The sequence below is a fragment of the Maribacter cobaltidurans genome, assembly GCF_002269385.1.
Taxonomy (GTDB): domain Bacteria; phylum Bacteroidota; class Bacteroidia; order Flavobacteriales; family Flavobacteriaceae; genus Maribacter; species Maribacter cobaltidurans.
Genome location: NZ_CP022957.1, coordinates 1,278,313 through 1,300,863 on the forward strand (window position 1 = coordinate 1,278,313; position 22,551 = coordinate 1,300,863).

General features: G+C 37.4%; 12 protein-coding genes. 1 reads left to right on the top strand and 11 read right to left on the bottom strand.

What is annotated here, in order from left to right; genetic code table 11:
• Window positions 1-21: 21 nt before the first annotated feature.
• Entirely contained in the window at window positions 22-1,830 is a 1,809-nt protein-coding gene (locus CJ263_RS05500) for a glycoside hydrolase family 2 protein (protein ID WP_094996338.1), read from the bottom strand.
• Window positions 1,831-2,055: 225 nt separating this feature from the next.
• Here CJ263_RS05500 and CJ263_RS05505 point away from each other — a divergent pair, with 225 nt between their 5' ends.
• Window positions 2,056-6,021: a hybrid sensor histidine kinase/response regulator gene (locus CJ263_RS05505; RefSeq protein ID WP_229702320.1), complete on the top strand. Its 3,966-nt coding sequence runs from the start codon at window positions 2,056-2,058 to the stop codon at window positions 6,019-6,021.
• Window positions 6,022-6,446: 425 nt separating this feature from the next.
• On the opposite strand, the gene CJ263_RS05515 is transcribed toward CJ263_RS05505, so the two are convergent.
• From CJ263_RS05515 to CJ263_RS05560, 10 genes are all read right to left on the bottom strand, one after another.
• Window positions 6,447-7,670 carry a site-specific integrase gene (locus tag CJ263_RS05515; RefSeq protein WP_094996341.1) on the bottom strand — a complete coding sequence of 408 codons (1,224 nt, stop codon included), beginning with the start codon at window positions 7,668-7,670 and terminating at the stop codon, window positions 6,447-6,449.
• A 492-nt stretch (window positions 7,671-8,162) separates the two neighbouring features.
• Window positions 8,163-9,380, bottom strand: coding sequence for an McrC family protein (locus CJ263_RS05520; RefSeq protein ID WP_094996342.1), 1,218 nt, complete (start codon window positions 9,378-9,380; stop codon window positions 8,163-8,165).
• The gene (locus CJ263_RS05525; RefSeq protein WP_094996343.1) at window positions 9,373-11,637 is read right to left on the bottom strand and encodes an McrB family protein; all 2,265 of its coding nucleotides are present in this window, start codon (window positions 11,635-11,637) and stop codon (window positions 9,373-9,375) included. The genes CJ263_RS05520 and CJ263_RS05525 overlap by 8 nt, the downstream gene beginning before the upstream one ends.
• Window positions 11,637-12,614 (bottom strand): hypothetical protein, encoded by a 978-nt coding sequence (locus CJ263_RS05530; RefSeq protein ID WP_094996344.1) that lies wholly within the window; start codon window positions 12,612-12,614, stop codon window positions 11,637-11,639. Before CJ263_RS05530 ends, CJ263_RS05525 begins: the two co-directional genes overlap by 1 nt.
• Complete coding sequence (locus CJ263_RS05535; protein WP_094996345.1) at window positions 12,607-14,454, bottom strand: AAA family ATPase; 1,848 nt, start codon at window positions 14,452-14,454, stop codon at window positions 12,607-12,609. Before CJ263_RS05535 ends, CJ263_RS05530 begins: the two co-directional genes overlap by 8 nt.
• The gene (locus CJ263_RS05540; RefSeq protein ID WP_094996346.1) at window positions 14,451-16,238 is read right to left on the bottom strand and encodes a restriction endonuclease subunit S; all 1,788 of its coding nucleotides are present in this window, start codon (window positions 16,236-16,238) and stop codon (window positions 14,451-14,453) included. The genes CJ263_RS05535 and CJ263_RS05540 overlap by 4 nt, the downstream gene beginning before the upstream one ends.
• Entirely contained in the window at window positions 16,231-17,850 is a 1,620-nt protein-coding gene (locus CJ263_RS05545; RefSeq protein ID WP_199768161.1) for an HsdM family class I SAM-dependent methyltransferase, read from the bottom strand. Before CJ263_RS05545 ends, CJ263_RS05540 begins: the two co-directional genes overlap by 8 nt.
• Window positions 17,850-20,915 (bottom strand): type I restriction endonuclease subunit R, encoded by a 3,066-nt coding sequence (locus CJ263_RS05550; RefSeq protein WP_094996348.1) that lies wholly within the window; start codon window positions 20,913-20,915, stop codon window positions 17,850-17,852. The genes CJ263_RS05545 and CJ263_RS05550 overlap by 1 nt, the downstream gene beginning before the upstream one ends.
• Window positions 20,912-21,703 carry a nucleotidyl transferase AbiEii/AbiGii toxin family protein gene (locus CJ263_RS05555; protein ID WP_094996349.1) on the bottom strand — a complete coding sequence of 264 codons (792 nt, stop codon included), beginning with the start codon at window positions 21,701-21,703 and terminating at the stop codon, window positions 20,912-20,914. The genes CJ263_RS05550 and CJ263_RS05555 overlap by 4 nt, the downstream gene beginning before the upstream one ends.
• Window positions 21,700-22,491, bottom strand: coding sequence for a type IV toxin-antitoxin system AbiEi family antitoxin domain-containing protein (locus tag CJ263_RS05560; protein ID WP_094996350.1), 792 nt, complete (start codon window positions 22,489-22,491; stop codon window positions 21,700-21,702). Before CJ263_RS05560 ends, CJ263_RS05555 begins: the two co-directional genes overlap by 4 nt.
• Between the last annotated feature and the right edge of the window lie 60 nt (window positions 22,492-22,551).

Sequence of the window (22,551 nt, forward strand, 5' to 3'; positions counted from 1 at the left end):
ATAGGTCTAGCTTGACCAACATTAATCTTGAAAAGCATTGATTACCTCAAGATTCACACTTTTGACCTCTGGTATATTCATCTTGTCCACTTTTCGGTCGTAAGTCATAAACCCGTTGACCTCGCCCTCTACATCGGTGGTCTGGGTATAGACCGCCGCGGAAAAACCAGCTTCTACAAGTTTTTTCAATTCTTTGGCATATTTTACATATTCCGCAGTGGTTTCCTTTGAGTTTTTGAACTTGATATATCCCCAGTTGTTGTCCGGTTTCCAGAGATGTCCCTCCAAAGGGAGGCCAATGCCCCCATATTCTCCAAGAACATTCGTGCGCTGGGCATCATACAAATACATTTCGGGTCCGGGGTAGTTATGCAAATCCACAATATCGCCGGTGCGGTAAAAATTGCCGCCGCTAGCGGAATTTACCAACCTACTTGGGTCGTAGGCCTTCGTCCATTCGGTAATCTCCTCCGTCTTGAACTGACCCCAGGCCTCGTTAAAGGGAACCCAAACCACGATGCTGGGATGTGAATACAGGTAATCCATGATGTCTTTCCACTCGGTCCTGTAAATACGTTCGGATTCCGGAGTTCTTTTGAGTTCCGTACCATCGAAATACTGTCGATTCTGCCAGCGTGGACTTTTATCTCCATTGGGCATATCCTGCCAGACCAAAACCCCCAATCGGTCGCAATGGGTGTACCAACGAGCCGGTTCTACCTTTACATGTTTGCGTATCATGTTGAAACCGAGTTCCTTGGTCTTCACGATATCATATTTCAGGGCTTCATCGGTGGGGGCTGTATATAGCCCATCGGGCCACCACCCTTGATCCAAAGGGCCGAACTGAAAATAATCTTTATTGTTGAGCTGCATGCGTATAATGCCGTATTCGTCTTTTTTCATGGATATTTTTCGCATACCGAAATAGCTTTTTATCTCGTCCGTCGTGGTTTCACCACTTATCAACTTTGCGGAAAGATTATACAAGAAGGGAGATTCCGGTGTCCAAAGTTTTGCATTGTCAATGGAAAGTACGAGGTCTTGGCCTACCGATGCTTTTGCAGTGGCTATTGCAGTCGTACCATCAAATGCGGTTACTTCCACAATATCGCCAAAGCCCGTTCCATCGGTCTGGGCGGAAACTGTTATCGTTCCGTTATCAATATTAGGGACAATTCTAAGGTTACGTAGGCTTTTTTTAGCCACAGGTTCCATCCAGACAGTTTGCCAAATACCGCTAACGGGCGTGTACCAGATACCTTCCGGTTCGTCCACCTGTTTTCCCCGAGGTTGGGGGCCTTCACTCGTGGGATCCCATACCTTCACAACCAAAGTTTGCGACCCATCCTTTAGAAAAGGAGTTATATCAAAATAAAAAGGTGTGTAACCGCCTTCGTGTGACCCTACCTTAATATCGTTGACCCAAATATCCGCCCTCCAGTCCACGGCACCAAAATGAAGAAGAATACTCTTGCCGTTCCAATTCAAGGGCACTTCAAAATTGGTATGGTACCAAAGTTCATTACTGTCTCCCACTTCTTTCATTACACCGGATAAACTTGACTCGGCCGCAAAAGGCACCAAAATCTTGCCATCATATTTTGCGGGTATGGATTTTCCTTTGGGTCGTATGGCATAGTCCCAAAGTCCGTTCAGGTTTTTCCAGTCAGAACGCTCCATAATGGGGCGCGGATATTCAGCCAAGACATTATTTGGGTCTATTTTTTCTGCCCAAGCCGTCTTTATTTTGTTTCCAGCAGGTTTCCATTGTGCTGTTAACGGGGCGAAAAGTAATAACAATACTGCGGTAATCAGGATTTTTTTCATGGCATATCAAGTTTTTGTAATTTATAGTTTTTAAGTCGGGATTTCCACTTGTACAAGAAGCTAAATTTCTTGGTAATGAAGACAACTTGTTGTCTCAATTTACAATACATACTGGTCAAAATACATGATTCCAAGACTTTGGACTTAATGTTGCAACAATTTGATGAAAGATGGCATGTTTTGTTGTGCCCATAAATTATATCTTTCGACCTAGTTTTAGATGTTTTGAAAAAAATAGGTGCTCTTACTCTTTTGCTGGTACTTTTCCCTGTTCTTGCACTAATGGGGCAAGAATTCTATTTCAAACATTATAAAGTAGAAAATGGGCTTTCCCATAACACTGTGCTCAGTTCATTGCAAGACGAGCGAGGGTTTTTATGGTTTGGCACCAAAGACGGCCTGAACCGATTCGATGGCTATACGTTCAAGGTTTTTCATTACGATTCCGAAAATCCCCAAGGTCTAGGCGGCAACTTTGTGGAGAGCCTACATGAATACGGTGGCAAATTGTGGATAGGTACCGACAATGGTCTGTTTAGCTATGATGAAAGATTTGAGAATTTTGAGGCTATTGAAGCTTCCCTAAATTTCCCGGTCCTCGATATTGACCATGACAACAACGGCAACCTTTGGTTTGTATCGGGTAATTCGCTTGTAAAATATGAGGTCGCCACCAAAAAAACCACTCGTTTCGATAAAAAGGATTTCTTTCAAGTGGAGGACATCACCAGAACCATTGATGGCGGTATTTGGGGGGCGAACGAGAACTTTCTTTTTCGGTATGACAACAAAACGAATGCGTTCAAAACCATCGAAATAGGTAGCGAGAACAAAAGCATGCTTCCCTTACGGATCAGCAAGATATTTTCGCTCAACACCAACACTTTATTGATCGGCACCCAAAACCATGGGGTCATCTCCTTCGACATTTCTAAGGAAGTCTCTAGAAAACTTCTTCCGGATAGCGAAGATCCACTCTATGTTCGCGATTTTTCACTGAAAAACGATGATGAACTATGGATTGCAACCGAATCAGGACTGTACATTTACAATTTGGAGAAGGACACTTACCAAAATCTAAGAAAAAACTATAACGACCCATATGCGCTTTCAGATAATGCTCTCTATTCGCTTACATTAGATGATGAAAATGGTATGTGGATCGGCAGCTACTTTGGGGGAATAAACTATTACCCGAAACAATATTCACGATTCGACAAATATTTTCCGAAAACCGGGGAGAATTCAATTAGTGGCAAGGCCGTTCGTGAAATACGGAAAGATGATAAAGGCAACCTTTGGATTGGCACGGAAGATGCGGGCTTGAACAAATTTAATCCGAACACCGGCAAATTTACGAACTATCGCCCTTCGGGGTCTGGCCGAACACTATCCCACTACAATATACATGCTATCTTGCCACGTGGTGATAAGCTTTGGGCTGGCACTTTTGAACACGGTCTTGATATAATGGATATCAATACGGGAAAAATCCTCAAACACTATTCTGAAGAAGATGGTCACGGTCTATCGAGCAATTTCGTATTCGCCCTTTACGAAGATGAATCCGGGAACATTTTTGCGGTGACCGCTTCGGGCATACAGTCGTACGACTTCGGGACCGATGCCTTTACAACCTTGGACGCTTTTGACGAAAACACTTTTTTTACCGCTTTCCTGAAAGATAATAAAGGAATATTTTGGGCAGGTACCTATTGGGACGGACTCTACAATTTTAACCCGAATACAAATAAGAAAAGGGTCTTTAAGTACGATAATGACAATCCGCATAGCATTAGTAGTAATGGTGTCAACAGTATTTTTCAGGACAGTGGCGGCACCATTTGGATTACTACGGAAAGCGGACTCAACCGATACCGGGATGACACCAAGGACTTCAAAACATATTCCATAAAAGACGGATTTCCGAGCAATGTATTTTATTCCATCATTGAGGGCGATGACGGTATTCTTTGGATAAGTACTTCTAACGGATTGGTAGCGTTCGATCCCACAAGCGATGAAAAACGGATCTTTTCCAAGGCCAATGGACTGTTGAGCGACCAGTTCAATTATAATTCGGCCTTTAAGGACGATAACGGCACCCATTACTTTGGAAGTGTTGGCGGGATGGTAAGTTTTAATCCTTCAAACTTTAGTGAGAATACTTACCAACCACCTGTTTTTATTACAGGTCTGCAAATAAACAATACTGAAGTCGGAGTTTCCGAGAAAGGGTCGCCTTTAAAGGAATCGGTGACACGGACGGACAAAATCGAGCTAAAGCCCGATCAATCATCTTTCAGCATCGATTTTGCAGCATTGGGCTTTACCGCTCCCGAGACTACCGAATATTGGTACAAATTGGAAGGTCTGGATGACGATTGGATCGATTTAAAGAAAAAAAACAGTATTTCCTTTACACAATTGCCTGCAGGCAACTATACGTTCAAGGTCAAAGCATTGAATAATAACGGTATTTGGAGCAAGGAATCTTCCCCGTTAAAGATCGAGGTTTTACCCGTATTCTGGAAAAGTAATTGGGCCTATTTTCTATATGCGATGTTGTTGGCCTTGCTTATTTTTATTGGGTTTAGGATGTACCACCAACGGGTAAAGGCGAAAAATGTGCAACGGATACGACAATTGAACAATAGAAAAGAAAAGGAAATCTATGAAGCCAAGATCGAGTTCTTTACCAATATTTCCCATGAAATACGCACACCGCTAACGTTAATAAAAAGTCCTTTGGAAAAAATAATACGAAAGATGAGTGAGTTGCCAGAGGTATCGGAAAATCTATCCATCATCGAAAAAAATACGAATCGTCTTTTAGATTTGGTAAATCAATTGTTGGATTTTAGAAAGACCGAAAATGAACGTGTCAACCTTACGTTCGTAGATACGAACATTTCGGAGCTTGTACTAAAAACCCATGAGCGATTCAGCGAAGCCATAGAAGACAAAGACGTTGATTTTGATTTGGATCTCGGTAAAAAAGATGTACACGCCTTTGTAGATGCAGAGGCTCTTCGAAAGATACTTAGCAACCTTTTCGGGAATGCCATAAAGTATGCTAGCAAAAAAGTTAAAGTGGTTTTGGATAGCGATGAAGATAAATTAAAGCTCATTATTAATAATGATGGAAAACTCATTCCGGCACATTTAAAGGACAAAATATTCGAACCGTTCTATCGGGTTTCCGGAATGGAAAATCAATCCGGTACTGGCATAGGGCTGGCATTGGCGAGATCGCTCACAGAAATGCATGAAGGAAGTTTGAACTTGGATACCAGTAATGGGGCGATGAATAGTTTTGTGCTCCAACTGCCCATCCATCAGGAAAGAGAATTCATGATCCGGCCCAGTACTGTTCAAAAATTTGATATCGAAACCCCGGTTTCGGAAGAGGAAGTAGTCTCAAATGGGAGAAGCAGCATACTACTGGTGGAGGATAGCGAAGAACTTTTAGACTTTTTAGCTCAGGAATTGAAAGAAGATTATTTAGTATTCAAAGCCACAAATGGGGAGGATGCCTTGAAATTTTTGGAAGAAGAAAATATCCAATTAATCGTGAGCGATGTTATGATGCCGGGAATCGACGGTTTTACCCTTTGTAAAAAAGTCAAGACCAATCTTGAAATGAGCCATATTCCTGTAATCCTTCTGACTTCGAAAAGTGCGATGACGGCAAAATTGGAAGGTCTTGAGTCAGGTGCAGACGCCTATATCGAAAAACCATTTTCCATGAAGCATCTAAAAGTAAATGTCACCAACCTGATCGAGAACCGAAGGCATATAATGGCACATTATGCCAGTTCGCCCCTTGCCCATATTCGAAGCATCGCCAATACCAAGACCGACGAAACTTTTATAGAAAAACTGGATGATGTCATTTACGAAAATATGGCGGATCATGATCTTAATGTAGAGACCTTGGCAGAAATCATGCACATGAGCCGTTCCACACTTTATCGAAAAATAAAGGACATCTCCAATCTCAGTCCAAATGAACTGATAAACATCACAAGGTTAAAAAAATCCGCCGAACTCTTGAAAACTGGAAAATATCGAATCTTCGAAGTGGCGGAAATCGTAGGGTACAATTCAGCGACCAGCTTTGGCCGCAACTTCCAAAAACAATTTGAAATGACACCTTCGGAATATATGAATAGTAATTCTGATTTTTGAGACGAATGTACTAAATATCAAAGAAAGAGAATCAAACGTATGCTCTAGGAATTAATTCGATAATATGAATCCTGCAAAAAAGTCCACACATTGGCCCCAATAACACTTTAGAGCGAGAACAAGCCGGTAAATATTTGCTTTCCAGATATACTCGAAAAGGTTTTGACCTTAATTTATACCTTTCCCTGCGATTCCCAACATGATTTCCCCCAAGTTTTTACATAATCTTGTTGACAAATAGATAATTATTTGCTTTTTACAGGCCGAGCTGTTAACTTCTTAAAGAACCAAAATCTTCAAAAACTAAATTTGAAATCCGTCATAGATTTTGGTGCCCTATCGGGCACTTTTTTGTGGTTAGGGAGAAGAAGAAAAAGCGGAATTTTAATCAAATCGAGAAAAAAAGGCTTCATTCAAGATGAACCTTAAGACATAATTTTCGCATCATAGTCATCAATGATATTGGTTTCAAACGAACTAAGATAGGCTTGGGTCATGGCCTCAGTAGTATGCCCAAGACTGTCTTGTATCACATTGCTCGGAGCACCGCTTCTTTTCAGAATATTGGCATAGGTGTGTCTGGCACTGTAAATGGTAAATTTGGGAAGTTCAAGCCTTTCAGCTAAACGTTTTAGGTAGATGTTCTGTCTTTTTCTTTTGTTTTTTATAGTTTCGTGGATTTGATTTTGTGAAATATCTCCAGTAAGAATGGGAAATACAAAATTATCTTCCTTTATTTTCCCATCGTTATAAGTAAGTAGGATTTGCTTTAAGGCAGGGGTTATTTTAATGGAAAACATTTTGTTCCTTGTTTTGGACCGTATGTACATTATCCGCTCCAAGTCACCTTGTATATTATCCCCCTTCAACAAAGCCATATCCATCCAGTTCATCCCCCGCAGGTAAAAAGAAGCCATATAAAGGTCACGAGCTTTGGCCAAATGGGATTCCTCGACCGGAGCATCCTTTAAAGTTTCCAATTGCTCTCTATTCAAAAACTGTCGTTTCGGAGTTCCGTTCTTTATGGAATAATCGTTAAAGGGATTGTGGTTTTCCTTGGCTAACCCATGCTTAATGGCCTTTTTGTAAACTGATCTCAGGGTTCTAAGGTACACACTCAGACCTCCTGCCGTATTTCCGGAAGCGTAATGCTGGGTCTCCAACTTCTTTACAAAGGCATAATTGATTTGACGAAAAGGGAGGGAGCGCTGCCCATGGAATTTTTCTATTTTATTTCGGAGGGTCCTATAGATTTCTGCATTGCCATATTGCCCGGCCTTCTTCAGATCTTGTATCAGGGAATCAACGAAATTGAAAAAGTCCTTGTTGCCAACAGATTTCCCCTCTATTTCTTTTTTCAGGGAGGACATGGAGAGGCTTTCAATTTTACCTTCTTCTTCCAAGCGAGTAACTGTATCGTAAATCTTCTTCAATTTTTCTTGTATGCCATTGTTCAGGCGAGTAATATTGGAAGCAATTTTACTTGATGGCCTTATCCGTTGATTCTTGGCATCAAAATCTTTTTCGGCAAGGTTGTAACCAAGTGGGAGATATATTGATTTTCTGTTATAAGTAATGCGAATTACCAACGGGAATGTACCATCCTGTTTTTGACGTACTTTGTTTAGAAGGACTTTTGTGGTTAGCATGTGTTTATAAATTTATAAACTATTTATAAACAAATATAGGTATTATTTGGTTCTATATGGTTTTATAAAATAATTAATGTACTGAAAAACAACATTTTAATTATTTTTTGAATTAAATAAAACCATAAATGACGTGTCTGTCACGCAGGGGGTCGCGGGTTCGAGTCCCGTCCAGACCGCAAAAGCCTCATTTTATGAGGCTTTTTTGTTTTATAACATTCTGTTTTTCAGGTATTTACAAAACCAAATGTTAAACAAAAGTTAATTAGCGTGCTGCGTTCGTGCTGCATTTTTGATTCTTTTTTACTTCTTTGCAGCATTTTACAATACTTTTCATTCCGAAAAATTACTCCTTAAAAAGTAGGATAAAATAATCTTGCCATTAAAATGCATTTGCAACAAACTACATTTTTCGCGGTGTTTGGAATCACTTTTTTTCTCCAGTGAGCCGATTAGAAGTGTTATTCGGCTCAAATTATCAAGATTTAGTTGTCAATTTAGCCAGTTTATTATTTCTTGACCACAATTATCTTTCAAATTACCATCTTCAAGAATATTTAGCTTACCTATGCCACATTCTTGCTTTTCATTTTTAAAGGATATAAAATTTGGCTTTTCTGTAATGAGGGAAGGGTAAAGCAGCAAAGCCCGAGAAGATTCCCAATATTTATTATAGACATACATTTGGCGTAAATCATTGGTCGAAGGTTTATTGCTACCTATATTTTTCCACTTAGTATCTATCACATAGGTTTTGCTGTCTTTTCTTAGAACAATATCAGGTCTAATCTTAATTCGATTCCAAAATGGTTTCGATTCTTGACCTTTTACCGAAAGACCATCTATGTGAACAGATTTCAGTTTTGCTAACACATATTCCTCCCACAAATTGTTCATATCAAAAAGCAGAGCCAACATCTTTTCCTTTCCATTTGAGATATTTGGAGCAAAGTTCAAAATAATGAGTCGCGCAATTTCAAGGGCAGTCGCATAAGGTTTTGTTTTTCTATTGCTTACCAGTTTATCGAATGTATGGAGATTTGCAGCGGTATTGGAAACATCGGGAAATGCTGCTTGTACTCGTTTGCATTTGGAATACAAATAAGTACCTGATGAAAATTGACCGATGATGTCAAGTGCTTGTGATAAAATTTGATGGATTTGATGGTCATAATCATACACTTGATGTTCAGTATAGAACCGTTCTTTATGGATTAGATTGTGATTTAAATGTGCGGCAAAAACCAATTTACCTTTTAGGGCTTTTATGTTTCCTTTTTTTGTGCGGTATTGTCTTATGAGACCTTGCCTTATCAATAGTTGTGTTTCATTCAGAAACCATTCAAAATAAATGTCCAACAAATGGATTTGCTGTTTGCTAACTTTGGCTTGTCCCACCTTATTGACTTTTAATCGTCTTGTGGTCCTAAGCATGTTAATCAATACCTTTTGCCAATGCGATTCATTGTTTGATCCACCGTCAATTTTTGGTAAAATCTCAATGGTAAGACCATCAATTTGAATTACACCGACATATTGAGAAAACTTAATGCCTTTATGGAGTAGCGTAAAATATTCATTGTTATGTAGCTGGTTTAATTTAGCTAAAGCATTAAGGTGCTTTTCTTCGAAAAGAACATTATTATATTCCCGTCCGACTTGCAGCTTACTATGTTCAAAAACCTGAAGTATGTTTTTTCGATTATTCATTAGATGTATACAGTAACCTGCCTACAGCAGCTTCAATATCATCAATTTGTGGAAGTAATATGTAAGTTGCTTCACTTTCCGGCACATCTATATTTTTAACTTGGGCGAAATTGACCTTCCCTGTACCTTTCTCTTTTACAAAACCCTCGCCAAGTACCAAGGCGATTTTTTCGTAATCGTTGTAAAAATACTCTTGTAATAATGGGATGATGTTGTTCTTAAAAACACGTGAAAGTCCATCCACATCACCACTTTTTAATTTGATGAAGTATGAATGACCAATGGTATGGTCTCTATCCAACAGGGCTTCGATACGTTCATTTATAGTCTCCAAAACCTCCTTAAGGTTAAAGCCGTCATATGTGATTTTTTCCAACAATTGGGGCTTGGGCATAACTTCCTCAAAGATAAACCGTCTCCGTAAGGCGGTGTCCAAAGCTTCCACACTTCTATCGGCAGTATTCATTGTGCCAACGATATAAAGATTTGGAGGTACGCCAAATGTTTCATCCTTAGAATATGGTAATTTCAAAAGTATTTCCTCATCAGCTCCCAACCTTTTATCAGGCTCTAACAGTGTAATTAATTCCCCAAAAATTGAAGAAACATTTCCGCGATTGATTTCATCTATGATTAAAACATAGTTTTTAAATGACTTTATAGAAGAATCATTTTCGGACTCATAACTTTTCAACCTTTTTAAAATACTGGGGTAATAGATACCAACCCCCGTCTCATTAATTTCTCTTGTGCCATAATAAGCGTCTCTTAAGGTTGAGATACTCAAAGTATGGTCTGTTCCCCCACTTGATTTTTTAAATTGGATTGATTTTTCTGTAAAACCTATGATAGTGAAATCATACCCCTCTCTTTTTAAGGGAAATTTTATTTCCTCATTTTCTTCCCATTCTTCCTTTAATTTTTCAAAAGCGTCGTCAAACGCCATTTCGTTGGCACCCCCTTTCTTAAAATCTAGATAGTTGTCCTCTGCCTTTTTACAAACTTTCTTAAATACACCCGGTTTTATATCATAAATAAGTTTTTGGTCAGCAGTGGTGACAGGTTTAATACCTTCTACAAAATCTTCATATCCAAATGATTGATGAAAGGTGGTAAATACAATTTGTCCTGCTTCACACAATCTATCATACTCACTCAAAATCAATTCCCGCTTTTGGACACTATCCAAGTCCTTTTTAATTGAAAGTGCTGGGTTGGCAATCTGCACAGCCAATTCCTTTGTAGAATATGTTTTACCTGTCCCCGGTGGGCCATATAAAATTTGATTCAATGCCATTTCGTTTATATTTAGTTTATATAGTTCATCAGGGCTATTTCCTTTTCTAACTTTAAAAATTAAATCAATTGTTTCTTGATTTCTTATCTGTGAAATTGTACTTCGATAACCACCTTTTCCATAAAGGACAAATGGATTTAAATTATCTTCCCACTTGACCTTCAATATATGTCCATCTCCAGGGTTTGCTATTACTTTTCCAATTGCATGAATTTTTAATACTGAAACTGTAGAGCCATTTTTTCCTTCGGTATAAGTCGTTTTGGCAGCTATCATCGACCCTGGCTTAACTCCCTTGACTATTTGGATATTTTTATCTCCATAACCATTTTCCCATATGTTTTCCTTTTTAAATCTTGAAAGTTGATTTTCATTGTCACCATCCTTAAAAGTAATGCCAACACAATAATAGGCTAGTATATTTGTTTGCGTTTTCGAGCTGATAGAAGCCTTCACTTCGTTTATTCTTGAAAGCATACTATCAAACTTCTTATTACTTACCAATACATTTTCTTTGCCCTGATTTCTAAACTCTTGGGTAATGGATTGGTAATTACGATCCAGGAATGTAAAGAGAGTTGAAAAATTATCTTTTGAAACTTCTCCTATATGGAGTGAAAACTTAGTTTCTGTAATTTTTTTGAAAGGACCAATTCGATGGATTAAAGCTTGATATGCTGCAATGAGGTTTTCATCTTTTTCCTCGTTATATACTACTTCTAGATTACAGGTATATCCATTATCAGTTGGATAGAACAATATACCAACGCTTCTAGTTCTATTGGAGCCTCCACTTGCATTGATTAAACCAACAAAAGCATAATCATCATTGCCTTGAAACCAATGACCACTTTCAAATCGCTGTCCAGCCCCAGCGCGTTGACGCATTAGAAAATTAAAATGTGGATGATTCTCCCTATACTCTAGTAGTTTACTTAAAATGGTTTCATGGAAGGTCATTAGATAATATTTAATTCTTTTAGAATATCTTTCTTCATTTTACTTAGGGGGCGTTTGTGAAAATCTACTTCATTGATATATGTTCCAAAGGCAAGACGATAAAGCTCTTCCATTGAAACAGCTTGACCAGTTTTGGCAAGCAATTTTTTCAACTGAATTAAGTAGCTAGTGGAATAAAGCTTTCTTAGTCTCACTAGATCTTCAATTTCATCTTCATGGGTGGCATAAATCTCTTCCAGTTTAAATGCCTTAATGGTAGCATCTTCTTTAGATCCTGCCACCCTGTCGATTTTGAATTTGTATGCGTTATATTTATTTATCCGATAACTAAACTTATATTTCAAGTCACTATCTACATAAGGATGAATATAATCACCAAGGTTCATCCTCGTATTTCCTTTCACACTACTGTTACAAACATGGCATGAGGGAATCAGGTTATAAAAAGACAGAGCAAGTATTGGGTAAGTCTCTTTTGGAAACCAATGATCAAATTCAGGTCTCGTAATTTTCGAAGGATTCCGAACTGTTTTTGTGTAGATTCGATTGCAGTACGTACATGTCTGCATATCTAAAGATTCGGCCAAATCATAGGCCGAATAAACGCTGTCTTTCCTAGCAAAACCTCCTGTATATTTAAAAATTGAACTTATATCATTAACCAGACTGTTGTATTGGTCAAATAAGTTTTGTTCACCATAAGTTCTATTACTTAATCTAATTCCTTTTATTCTTAAAAATTCTATCCAATCCACCAAAGAGTAAGGGGTAAGATAATCCAGCAAATCGTTGTGATGTTCTTCTAAAAATTCTGGCGGGTCGGTCAAAACTGCACTTATTCTCCAATCCGCCAAAAAAGTCTTTAATTCTGATACAGGTAATGCATTTACTCTTTGTTTGACTATGGAGAATAGCTTATCATGGTGTACTTTTTTAGCAGATATGATTTTTGTAGATATAGGGTCTAGGCTAATCATTGTCTCTTCTTAAAATACTTCTTAAATATGCCGTTTCTTTAGCTATCATTTCATTTATAAAATCTTCATTGATTTCAATTTCGCTTAACATTTCGACCAATTTGTTTCGCAAGACTGGTTCCTCAATCATAGAAATTGTTTTTTGCATCTTTTCATACTCTTCCTTGTTGTACTGCTCATTTTCCTTATTTTTCTTAATCCAGTCCACTACTTCCTCTATTTTGTCTTTGGCAAAATCTCCAATTAAATAGTCTTCCAGAAAGAAAGAGTTGGCCAATAAATCATTAATATTTGCTCCAAACGAGTTAAACCTTGAATCATCATTCGAAGCTACTTTTGTATTTCCTGATGTTAAATCTTTTGACAGTAGCACCATGTTATTACTAGGAATATCTGACAAACTTAAAGGGCTATGTGTTGTTAGGATTATTTGGAGATTTTTGTCCGGAAAAATTTTAGGAATCATACCCACCAAGGATTTGACAAACATTCGTTTCCAAGAGGGATGAAATCCTAAATCAGCCTCATCCAATAAAATATAATAGTTTTGAATATCTTCGGATTCATCTTTCATCCAAATTCTATCATCAATTTTGTTTTCCAAGCGATATTGTAAGTCAAGTAAAACTGAAAAAAGTTCATACATGGCCATTTCACCGGTACTTAGCCTAATGTCTGGTTCAAATATTAACATGGCTTTTTTATCGTAACTAAATTTTTCCTTGAAAGAAAGAAGGAAATCTTTATAAGATTCAATGATTTCAAAACAATTTTCAAAATTCACTGTCAATATTGTCCAATTCTCAATATCATCATCCTCTTCTGCTACCTTTAGGAGTAATTCTGTTAGTTTTTTTATTTGTTTAATGGGCAGGTGGAATCTAAGACTACTCTTTTTAATAAATGCGTTTTCTATAAACCAATAAAATGCTTCTTTTAAGGTATCTATTTTGGCAAATTCAGGGTCACTCGTATGTATTTCATTTTCTATAAAACCTTCTTCTAAATATTTATTTCCGCTATTCTCAAATATTGAATGGACTTTACAAATAACTCCATCCAAAATTTCAAGTTTTAATCTCAACTTGTTGATTAAACTAGTATATTCTTTGTTTTCATCATAATCTTCCTTAGTTCTTATTCCAAGCTCATTAGCCAACTCTATTTCTTCACGAGTCCTTTGAGCATTTTTTATTTCTTTGAAAGAATCAAAAAACGGTCTGAAATTTCTTGAAGTTTGCCAATCATCCTTAGAGATTTTTTGAACTTGTATCCTAACCCTATCAAAGCTTGGGATTTTCAAGTTTCTGAGTTCATCAGAAAAAGTATCTGAACGTACAAAGGTTATTATCCTTTTTAATTGTTCAGAATTATGTAATTCCCAAAAAGAGTTGAAATCCAATGGCTCATTGGGGATGTCCCGTTTAAAGTAAGATAGCTTTGAAATATTTTGGGTAAAACTCTGCTCAGACTCTTCCCTTGTCTCACTTAAATAGGGTGTATAGTAAATGAATATTCCGGCATCTTTAGGCCAACATATTTGGGATTGTCCATCTTCTTCGCCAACTACTGGAAAACCACCCTCTTTCAATATTTGCAATATGGTCGATTTACCTGAGCCATTTGCCCCTACTATTGCAGAAATGTTATTTATATTTTTCGACCAAAAACCTTCTATATATTCTGAATTCTCCTTTTTGTTTAATATTTTATATCCTTGAGTAGTTTCGACAACCTCGTAAATAAACTGCCCTCCTAAATTTAGTGTTATTTCGTGGTGGTCCTTTCCGAATATATATGGAAGTCCATTCTGAGGAATAAAAATAGCCGCAATCCTCATTTCACCAATAGCTCTTTAATAAACCCAATCATATGCAAGGTCTCGTTCTCGGTAAATTTCTCAGCTTTGTTTTTATAACTATTCTCTTTCATTGGCCATTCCTGCATTTCCTTTCTTATATCGACTAACTTATCGGAGTTTAACTTAGTCATACAGCGATGCACCGTATTTAAAAGTTCTATCCTGTCTATGTCATTACCAATTAAGGGTTCTTGGTACAGAGCAATCAGTTCTTCAACGGATTTTACAAAACCTTGATTTTCTTGTAAGGCCATCCATGTTATAAGCTCCTTCATTTTGTTGGCCTTTACTTTGTATACTTTTTTGCCATTTGGGGTGGTTTCCTGATAAAGAAATGGATTACTGTCAATACTTTTGGCTACTGTTTTAGAGAACATGCCCCAATGGTATTCTTCAAATTCTATATGTTTTAACCTTTTTTCCCTCTTAATGTCTTTTAAATGGCTCATGGCCTTTTGGATATACGTTTTACCATGAGACAAACTATTGGCCTTCTTGTCAAGGAACTGAAGGGCGGCCACTTCAGCATACAAATTAACATCTGGGAAAAGCTCTTTTAAAGTATCTTTTTCAGTCTGCACTACCTTTATCTGGCCATTCATTAGCATGGGCAATAACCAATCACGAAGTTCACCCAGTCTTTGGTTTTCTTCTCTACTAGAAATGATTTTCTTTAAAATTGAGTTGAAAAGTTTGTTAGCCTTGGACTGCAATTCAGGATGTGCTACAATTATTTTTAAATCATTAATGTCTTTTGCACTCAAATGGCCCACGGTTGTTCTTGAAACATTTTTCTCTCTTGCTTTTATAAATGGTTCTATCATATACCTAGCTTGTATTTCAGAAATAGAGTTGGATTTTGACCTAATTCTTAAACACCGTTGGTTCAAATAGCAATTCTCAAGATTCCAGTAGTTGATATGAAAATTACCATCCATTCCAACCAAAACATCACCTTTGTTAAGTCTATATTTTTCATCAACATCTTCGGTTGAATGATATGAAATCGAACCATTTTGTATATCTCGAATTCTAATTACAGGAACACCATTTTCTTCCTCATTAAACAATTTTGTGCTAAACGGAAAGCCGTATTGCAAGTCCATTTCTTCGGTTAATGGCTTAACCTCCCAACCTTCTGGAATAACAAGTTTCAATTCTTTATTATAAACCATTTTACCGCCAGAAGATTTATAGGGTTTACCATTTTTGTTTGGAAAATCAAACTGGACAAACCAATAATCATAAATCAACTTGGCCATGGCTTCTAACTCCATATTGATTTTGATATTGACTTCAATTTTATTATCTAAATCGGATAAGACTTTGGCGATTTGTTGTTGATAATTATAACTATAATCTGGGATTGGAAAAGTTAGTATTTGATTCTTATCTCCCCGAGGCATTTTTGAACCTTTCGACCCCTTCATCATATGGTCAAAAAACTCATTTTGGAAGCAGTTGTAATAAATGAACCTTGGACAAATCCCCTTATTGACCCTTAAATTTAATACATCCGCAGAATGTCCACCTGACGAGTCTGCAAACCATATCTTTCTTAAATATGGCCTAATGTTTCCGATTAAAATATCATTCTTCGAATATGCAGGAAATGTATTTCCTGAAGGTGGAAGAGAGATTGCGTTTTCTTTACCCCCCTTGTTTTGTTTTAAATTATCTGTTGTAATATATGTTTCAAGTTTTAACTCTTCACGAGGCATTCTTTCTTTAACATAAGTAACCGCATCATTTAGTTTATTCATAATTCAAGAATTTAAAGTTTTCTTGAATCTGCTTTTCTAACTTTTCACTTTCAGCGAATAGTTCTTTCAGATTACTTTGAAAAGTGTTTTTTAGTGTTGTAAAATCTTCTAAAGTAATATCTTCATATTCAATTTTTACCTCAAAATATTGCCCTGCATTAAAACTATAGTTTTTAGTAGTGATTTCATCGTATTCAACCACTACGGAAAAATTATCCACCTCTGTTTTATTGATAAAGGTGTTTATAATACGGTCTTCCTCTTTAGTGTTTAAAACCGTTTTTTGATTTTTACCTTCTTTTACCGTTTTGCCTAAATTGCTGGCGTCAATAAACACCACTTTTCCATCATTATTTTTGTCCATAAAAACAATGGAAACATTTGTGCCTGTAGTGGCAAAAATGTTACTGGGCATGCTTACCGCTCCGGCCAACATTTTATGATCAACTAAGTATTGACGTATTTTTTTATCAATACCACTTTGCGCCGTTAAGAATCCTGTAGGTACGACTACCGCTGCCTTCCCCGTTTCGGTCAAAGAATATGCGATGTGTTGTAAAAAAAGCGAGTAAATCGCCATTTTGTCTTTGGCTTTTTTTGGTACGTTGGGGATTCCCGCAAAAAAGCGACCTTTATTTACTTTCTTCTGCAACTCTTCCACATCATCGCTAAAGTCCAGCTTAAAGGGCGGGTTGCTGACGATGTAGTCGAACTTGCGTAAAGCTCCGTGCTCTTTATGATATGGGGTTGTCATGGTATTACCTTGGATAACATTCTCAATACTGTGCACCAAATTGTTTAACACGAGGTTTAATCGTAGCAGTGTAGAGGATTTTTGCGAAATGTCTTGAGAATATACAGTGCATTTATCTGGCCCTATGGCGTGAGCTAGATTCATAAGCAAGGTACCCGATCCCGCACTGGGATCATATACGGTCACATTCTTAACAGGTTCTGGCACTAAAATAGCAGCCATTATCTTGGCCACGGCATGCGGAGTATAGTATTCAGCATATTTACCCCCAGCGTCATTGTTATAATCTTTTACCAGATACTCAAAAATGGTGGAGAAAAAATCAAACCCTTCGGTCATGACATTCTCAAAACTAAAATCCACTAATTTATTCAACAATGCCTTCGCAAAGGCATCCCGTTTGGTAGGATCCGAAATAAATTCAGTGACCCTATCAAACAATCTGATTTTGGCACCACCATCGGTATTTACTGCAAACAGATCATTGTTTTTGGCGGCAATGTCCAAAAGGGTATCATCCAATAGTTTACCAAATTCAGGTTCATTCTGTCTATCGAATAAATACTCAATCACATGGTGTGGATAGAGAAAGGCCGTATTACTTTCCAAGTCAAACTGTAGTAGTTTGTATTCTCCTTCATCAATCTCACTCAATGCCAATTGCCATTTTTCCCTTTTAGTTAAACTTGGCTTTACTTTTTTTAACTCATATGAGAATTTATCGTTCAGGTATTTGTACAAAAACACCTGGGTGATGATCTTAAACTCGTTGCCATCATTCCCTAAACCATAACTGGCACATACAGCCTTTAGGTTGTCTATTAGTTTTTTAGTTTGTGTTGTATTCTCTACAGTCATTATGCCGGTCTGTTATAATACTCGTTCATATATTCGTTTACAATGATGTCACTAATAAAAATTACGGTGTCGTAATCCAAAGCGGTGGTCAAACTTTGGTTGAATGACTTCATTACATAGCGTGCCACTTCCCTTTTAAAGTATGCTTCATTGTCCAAGGTATTGTTTCGTTGTAGTATGCTCATATCAGCTTGTTCCTTTATATTTTGTAAGGCCTCGATTATTGCCGTCCTAATTTTTGAAGGTTTTCCTGCTTCCAACAACCGTTTCTGAACCCGGGCATATTTTTGATCACCTTCGTATTTAGCACGCAGCAACTCATTTTTCCGGTTCAATTCCTTCACTTTTTCATGAATGGTTTTCAGTGAATGCATATTCCGCTGCATTTCCTCCTGAGTGACCTCACTTAGGTTCTTATTTTCAAAAAGTCTTTTTAATTCATCATATAGGCTAATCCATTCAGGGTCTTTGGTATCAAAATTACTGGCAAGGCCTTCGCGCGTTTTTCTTAGGATGTCTTTTAGTCTATCGGCCAGAATCAGTTCTTCTTCCCCTACTTTTTTGAACAGAAATACCACATCCTCCAGAGCCATATTCAATAGGTTGCCCATTTCTTCATTGTGCTCCAAGGCTTGTTTGGCGTTAATCAATGCTAAATGGTCTATCGCCATTATACGCAATCGTCCCAATTGACGGAAATCCAATTTTTCCAACAGATCATATTCCCCAGTCAATCTAATAACGTTGTAAAGGGAACGGGCATCTTCTAAGGCCTTTTTGATTTTTAGCATGATACCCCTATCACGTATTTCCGAAATTTGGCTGGAGAAAATCTCCGCATTCTTTAGTTCATAATCGGCAAGAGTCTCCTTTATTTCGGATATGTTGACTTCAATCTCTTCTTTGGACATAAAGAGATTGGAATAGCTTTCCATCTCATCACCCAATACCTCTTGAAGCTCATCAAAATAGGCACGGTTGGTCTTGTCAAACTCCAAGGATATATCGGCAAAATCAACCACATATCCATATCGGTAATCTTTATAGGTTCTATTTACCCTGGTCAATGCCTGCAAAAGATTATGGCTTTTTATTACTCTTGCCAGATACAGTTTCTTTAGCCGTTTGGCGTCAAAACCCGTCAATAACATATTATAAACAAAAAGCAAGTCAATTTTCCCAGACTTAAATTGATCCCTGCGTTCGGCCAATTCATCCTTTGATCCAGAATCGTACAAAACAAGCCCTGCTTTTTTAGGTTTAAAGTTTGCAGACCATTCATTACCATAGGTAGTATCTTCTTCAGCGACTTTTGGCAGACTATTAAACACGGAACCAAATTTCTCATTAAAAATCCTGAACAATTCCCTCGCCTGTTCGCTGCTGTCGCATATAACCATGCCCCCTAAACTACCATCATTGTTACGAACCCTGAATTTTTCAAAGTCGTTGACGATATATTCCAACATAGGTTCTACAAAAGAGGGATGGGCATACACCAATTTTCTATCTGTATCTCCTTTTTTTATATCAATGGAATCAAGCGCAGCCTTTAATTTTATTTGGTATTCGGTTTCTATGTCTTCGCGTATCAGCTTTAAAGTGTAGCCATCAGCTATGGATTTATTGTAGTAGTACTTATGGATATAATCACCGAACAAGTCTTTGGACTTCAAATCTCTCCCGATTAAAGGTGTTCCTGTCAATCCGATTTTGATGGCATTTTTATCGCTCTGTTCTAAATTGGCCAAGAAACTACCTTTTGGATCGTAACTGCGATGCACTTCATCCAAAAAATAAATCCGCTGAATGGAAATATCATAGTCAAGGTTGATACGTAAATCTTTGTCATCATGAAACTTTTGGATATTTACCACAGAAATTTCACGGACACCTTTGGCGTTATAAACAGCGGTGGTGGTTTTTAAATCATTTAGAAACTCCTGTTTAGAGTTTACGGTATGAACCTTCAAACCTCTCGCCGTAAACTCATCCCTAGCCTGTGTGAGCAAATCCAACCTATCGACTATAAAATAGAACTTTGGAATAATCTTCTTGGCCTGAAAGTAATCGGTTAAAAAATGGGTGTTGTAATACGCAAGAGCCGTTTTGCCACTACCTTGGGTATGCCAAATGATTCCCTTTTTTATTCCTTTATCCAGTTTTTCTTGAATGGCCATAGTTGCAAAAAACTGAGGGTAACGCATGATATGTTTTTGAATACCTGAGTACTCGTTTACATAGGCCAATGCATAGCGCAACATGAATTCCAGTCTTTCCCTGCTCAACAAAGAAGTGAGCATTCTATTTGTTGGGGAATCCAGTTTCTTGTTGGTTAAAAATTCTGGACTGTTTTTTATGGCTTGGTAATTAGTGTCCCTTAAAACAAAATCCTCAGTGTCGGGGTCCAAAGGTTTTAAAACTTGGGAAAGGTTGAAGCCAATTTCTTCCCTGAAATAATTAAAGATGGGATTGGTATAGGAGGGGGAGGCGTAAAACGCACCCTGCCAGGGCTCAATTTCATTGTCGTCATACTCCATGTTATTGGAGAAAATCATGAACTGGGTAAGATTCACGAACTTTTTGAACTTTTTATTCTGAAACCTTCTTTTAATTCGCCTCCGCTCATCCAAAACCCCATCGCGATTGTTTGGCTTTTTCACTTCGATAAAAACCAATGGCATACCGTTAATCAATACAATAACGTCTGGCCGGAATTCATCCTCACCATTTTTATAGGTAAGTTCTGTTACTACATGGAAAGAATTGTTTCCAAAATTCTCTAAATCCAAAAGTTTAGTCCCAGAACGTTGCCCCAACATATTATAAAAGGCTTTGCCCAAATCATTATTGTCAAGAGAAAGGCTTATTTCCTGATATAACCTTTCAATATCTTGACTTTCAAGATGCGGGTTTATTCGTTCAATCGAAGTCTTGAAAATGTCCGCAAAAATGTTGGTTTCCACATCCCAGCTGGATTCCTTAAGGGACAAATACGTATACCCAAGCTGCGTGAGATGTAAAATCGCTGGTATCTTTACTCTGGAGTCTTCGTTGAACATCATTCTTCGGTTTTAAGTATTTCATTTTTCAACCATCTAAATGCTGCTTTTTGGTCATATTCAATTTCAGGACGCAACAAGGCTTCCATGTCCCCAGTAAAACCAGAATCATTTTCCTTAGCTTCAATATTTTGTAAAAACTCTTTTTGACTTGGTGGCTTTCCAACCGAAAAGGCCATATATTCATTGAAACATTCTATAATAGAAGCCGTTTCCAAATTTATGTGCGTCCGCGAATAATCCAAATCAAAAAGATCGCGGCCTTTACTTCGTTGGTACAATGCCCGTAACTTAGTTCCTAAAAGTTCATTGATGCTATATGTTCTTATTTTGGTCCTGCCTGTAAACCAGGTATTCTCAACTTCGAATGGGAATTCAACCCAGTCAAGAACATTAAAATGCTCTCGACAATTGATTTCAATTTTAACCCGCATACGGATATTCTCATACTCTGAGTTAAATCGATATAGAGCTTTTGCGCCATGACCTCTAACTTGCGTTTTTCTTGGCTCTTCAAAGAAATCTATAATCTGATCCAGTCTTTCCATAATAGGTTTAATGGGTCCTTCCTTAATTTGAACCAAATCAATATCTTCTGAATACCGAGGTGCTGGGTTAAGGTATAACTTGTGCAATGCCGTACCACCTCTAAAAGCTAGGTTTTCATATAAGAAATCATCGGAGAATATGGCAACCAGCATACGACTTATAATCAAATCTTGCTCTATCTGGGCGAATGATTTCCAAGGAGCATGTTCTTGCCATTCTGCTATGTAGGGCCGTGGTATCATATATCGCTTTCTAGAGCTAAGTTCACATCCACTTTCCATTTATTATCCACTGCACCTGGTTTGATTTTATCCGATGTATTCAACAGTACAGGGTAAAACCCATGTCTTTCCAAATGCGCAAGAAGTGGCTCACGCAAATTCTCTTCTGGGTTTATATAATCGATCAAAAAACCCAACCGTTGTAAAACACTTTTATGCGGATACCATTGCAATAAGGAATCCATTTCACTTGACTCAACTTCTTCTAAAAGTTCCTCGATGTTTGCCAATATTCTATTTATTCCTCCTAACTTTCTTTGGTGGTATATTAAATCTACAATGGTCAGTAACGGGTCTGAAACATTAAAATAACCAGCATCCGATTTTTTTTGGACAATATTGGCCTGAGGCCAATTAGAGGTAAGAAAAAAATTTATGGTTATATTTTTTTTATGGATATCCAACATTCTAGTACTTTGTGTGATGATGTATCCAGTCTGTACCTGTTGATGGGCTGCTCCATGTATTTGTGCTGCCGAGTATAAACCAATGTAATAGGGCTTATCCAAATGTTCAAATAATTTATTGACATAAAGCTCCAATGGCAAAACACCCAACTTTGAATATCTTGGCGGTATGATAAGATAGAATCCTTTTCTTAAGGCAAAAATCTCCCCTTTCTCAGATAAATAGGCTAAATCCGTTGCAATAGCATTTGCGTCCTTCCCTGAATAAGTCATATATTCATCACGGGAGAAGGAATATTCTTCCAATGACAATCTATTTTTGATAAAATCGGCGAGCTGCATTTAGTAAATTTAGAAGAATATTAGCAATTATTGCTATTTTTCTTTTTTTTTTACTAAAAT

Excerpts from the sequence above, each read along its gene's own strand:
- CJ263_RS05500 (WP_094996338.1), bottom strand. The coding sequence starts at position 1,830 with ATGAAAAAAATCCTGATTACCGCAGTATTGTTATTACTTTTCGCCCCG.
- CJ263_RS05515 (WP_094996341.1), bottom strand. The coding sequence starts at position 7,670 with ATGCTAACCACAAAAGTCCTTCTAAACAAAGTACGTCAAAAACAGGAT.
- CJ263_RS05520 (WP_094996342.1), bottom strand. The coding sequence starts at position 9,380 with ATGAATAATCGAAAAAACATACTTCAGGTTTTTGAACATAGTAAGCTG.
- CJ263_RS05525 (WP_094996343.1), bottom strand. The coding sequence starts at position 11,637 with ATGACCTTCCATGAAACCATTTTAAGTAAACTACTAGAGTATAGGGAG.
- CJ263_RS05530 (WP_094996344.1), bottom strand. The coding sequence starts at position 12,614 with ATGATTAGCCTAGACCCTATATCTACAAAAATCATATCTGCTAAAAAA.
- CJ263_RS05535 (WP_094996345.1), bottom strand. The coding sequence starts at position 14,454 with ATGAGGATTGCGGCTATTTTTATTCCTCAGAATGGACTTCCATATATA.
- CJ263_RS05540 (WP_094996346.1), bottom strand. The coding sequence starts at position 16,238 with ATGAATAAACTAAATGATGCGGTTACTTATGTTAAAGAAAGAATGCCT.
- CJ263_RS05545 (WP_199768161.1), bottom strand. The coding sequence starts at position 17,850 with ATGACTGTAGAGAATACAACACAAACTAAAAAACTAATAGACAACCTA.
- CJ263_RS05550 (WP_094996348.1), bottom strand. The coding sequence starts at position 20,915 with ATGATGTTCAACGAAGACTCCAGAGTAAAGATACCAGCGATTTTACAT.
- CJ263_RS05555 (WP_094996349.1), bottom strand. The coding sequence starts at position 21,703 with ATGATACCACGGCCCTACATAGCAGAATGGCAAGAACATGCTCCTTGG.
- CJ263_RS05560 (WP_094996350.1), bottom strand. The coding sequence starts at position 22,491 with ATGCAGCTCGCCGATTTTATCAAAAATAGATTGTCATTGGAAGAATAT.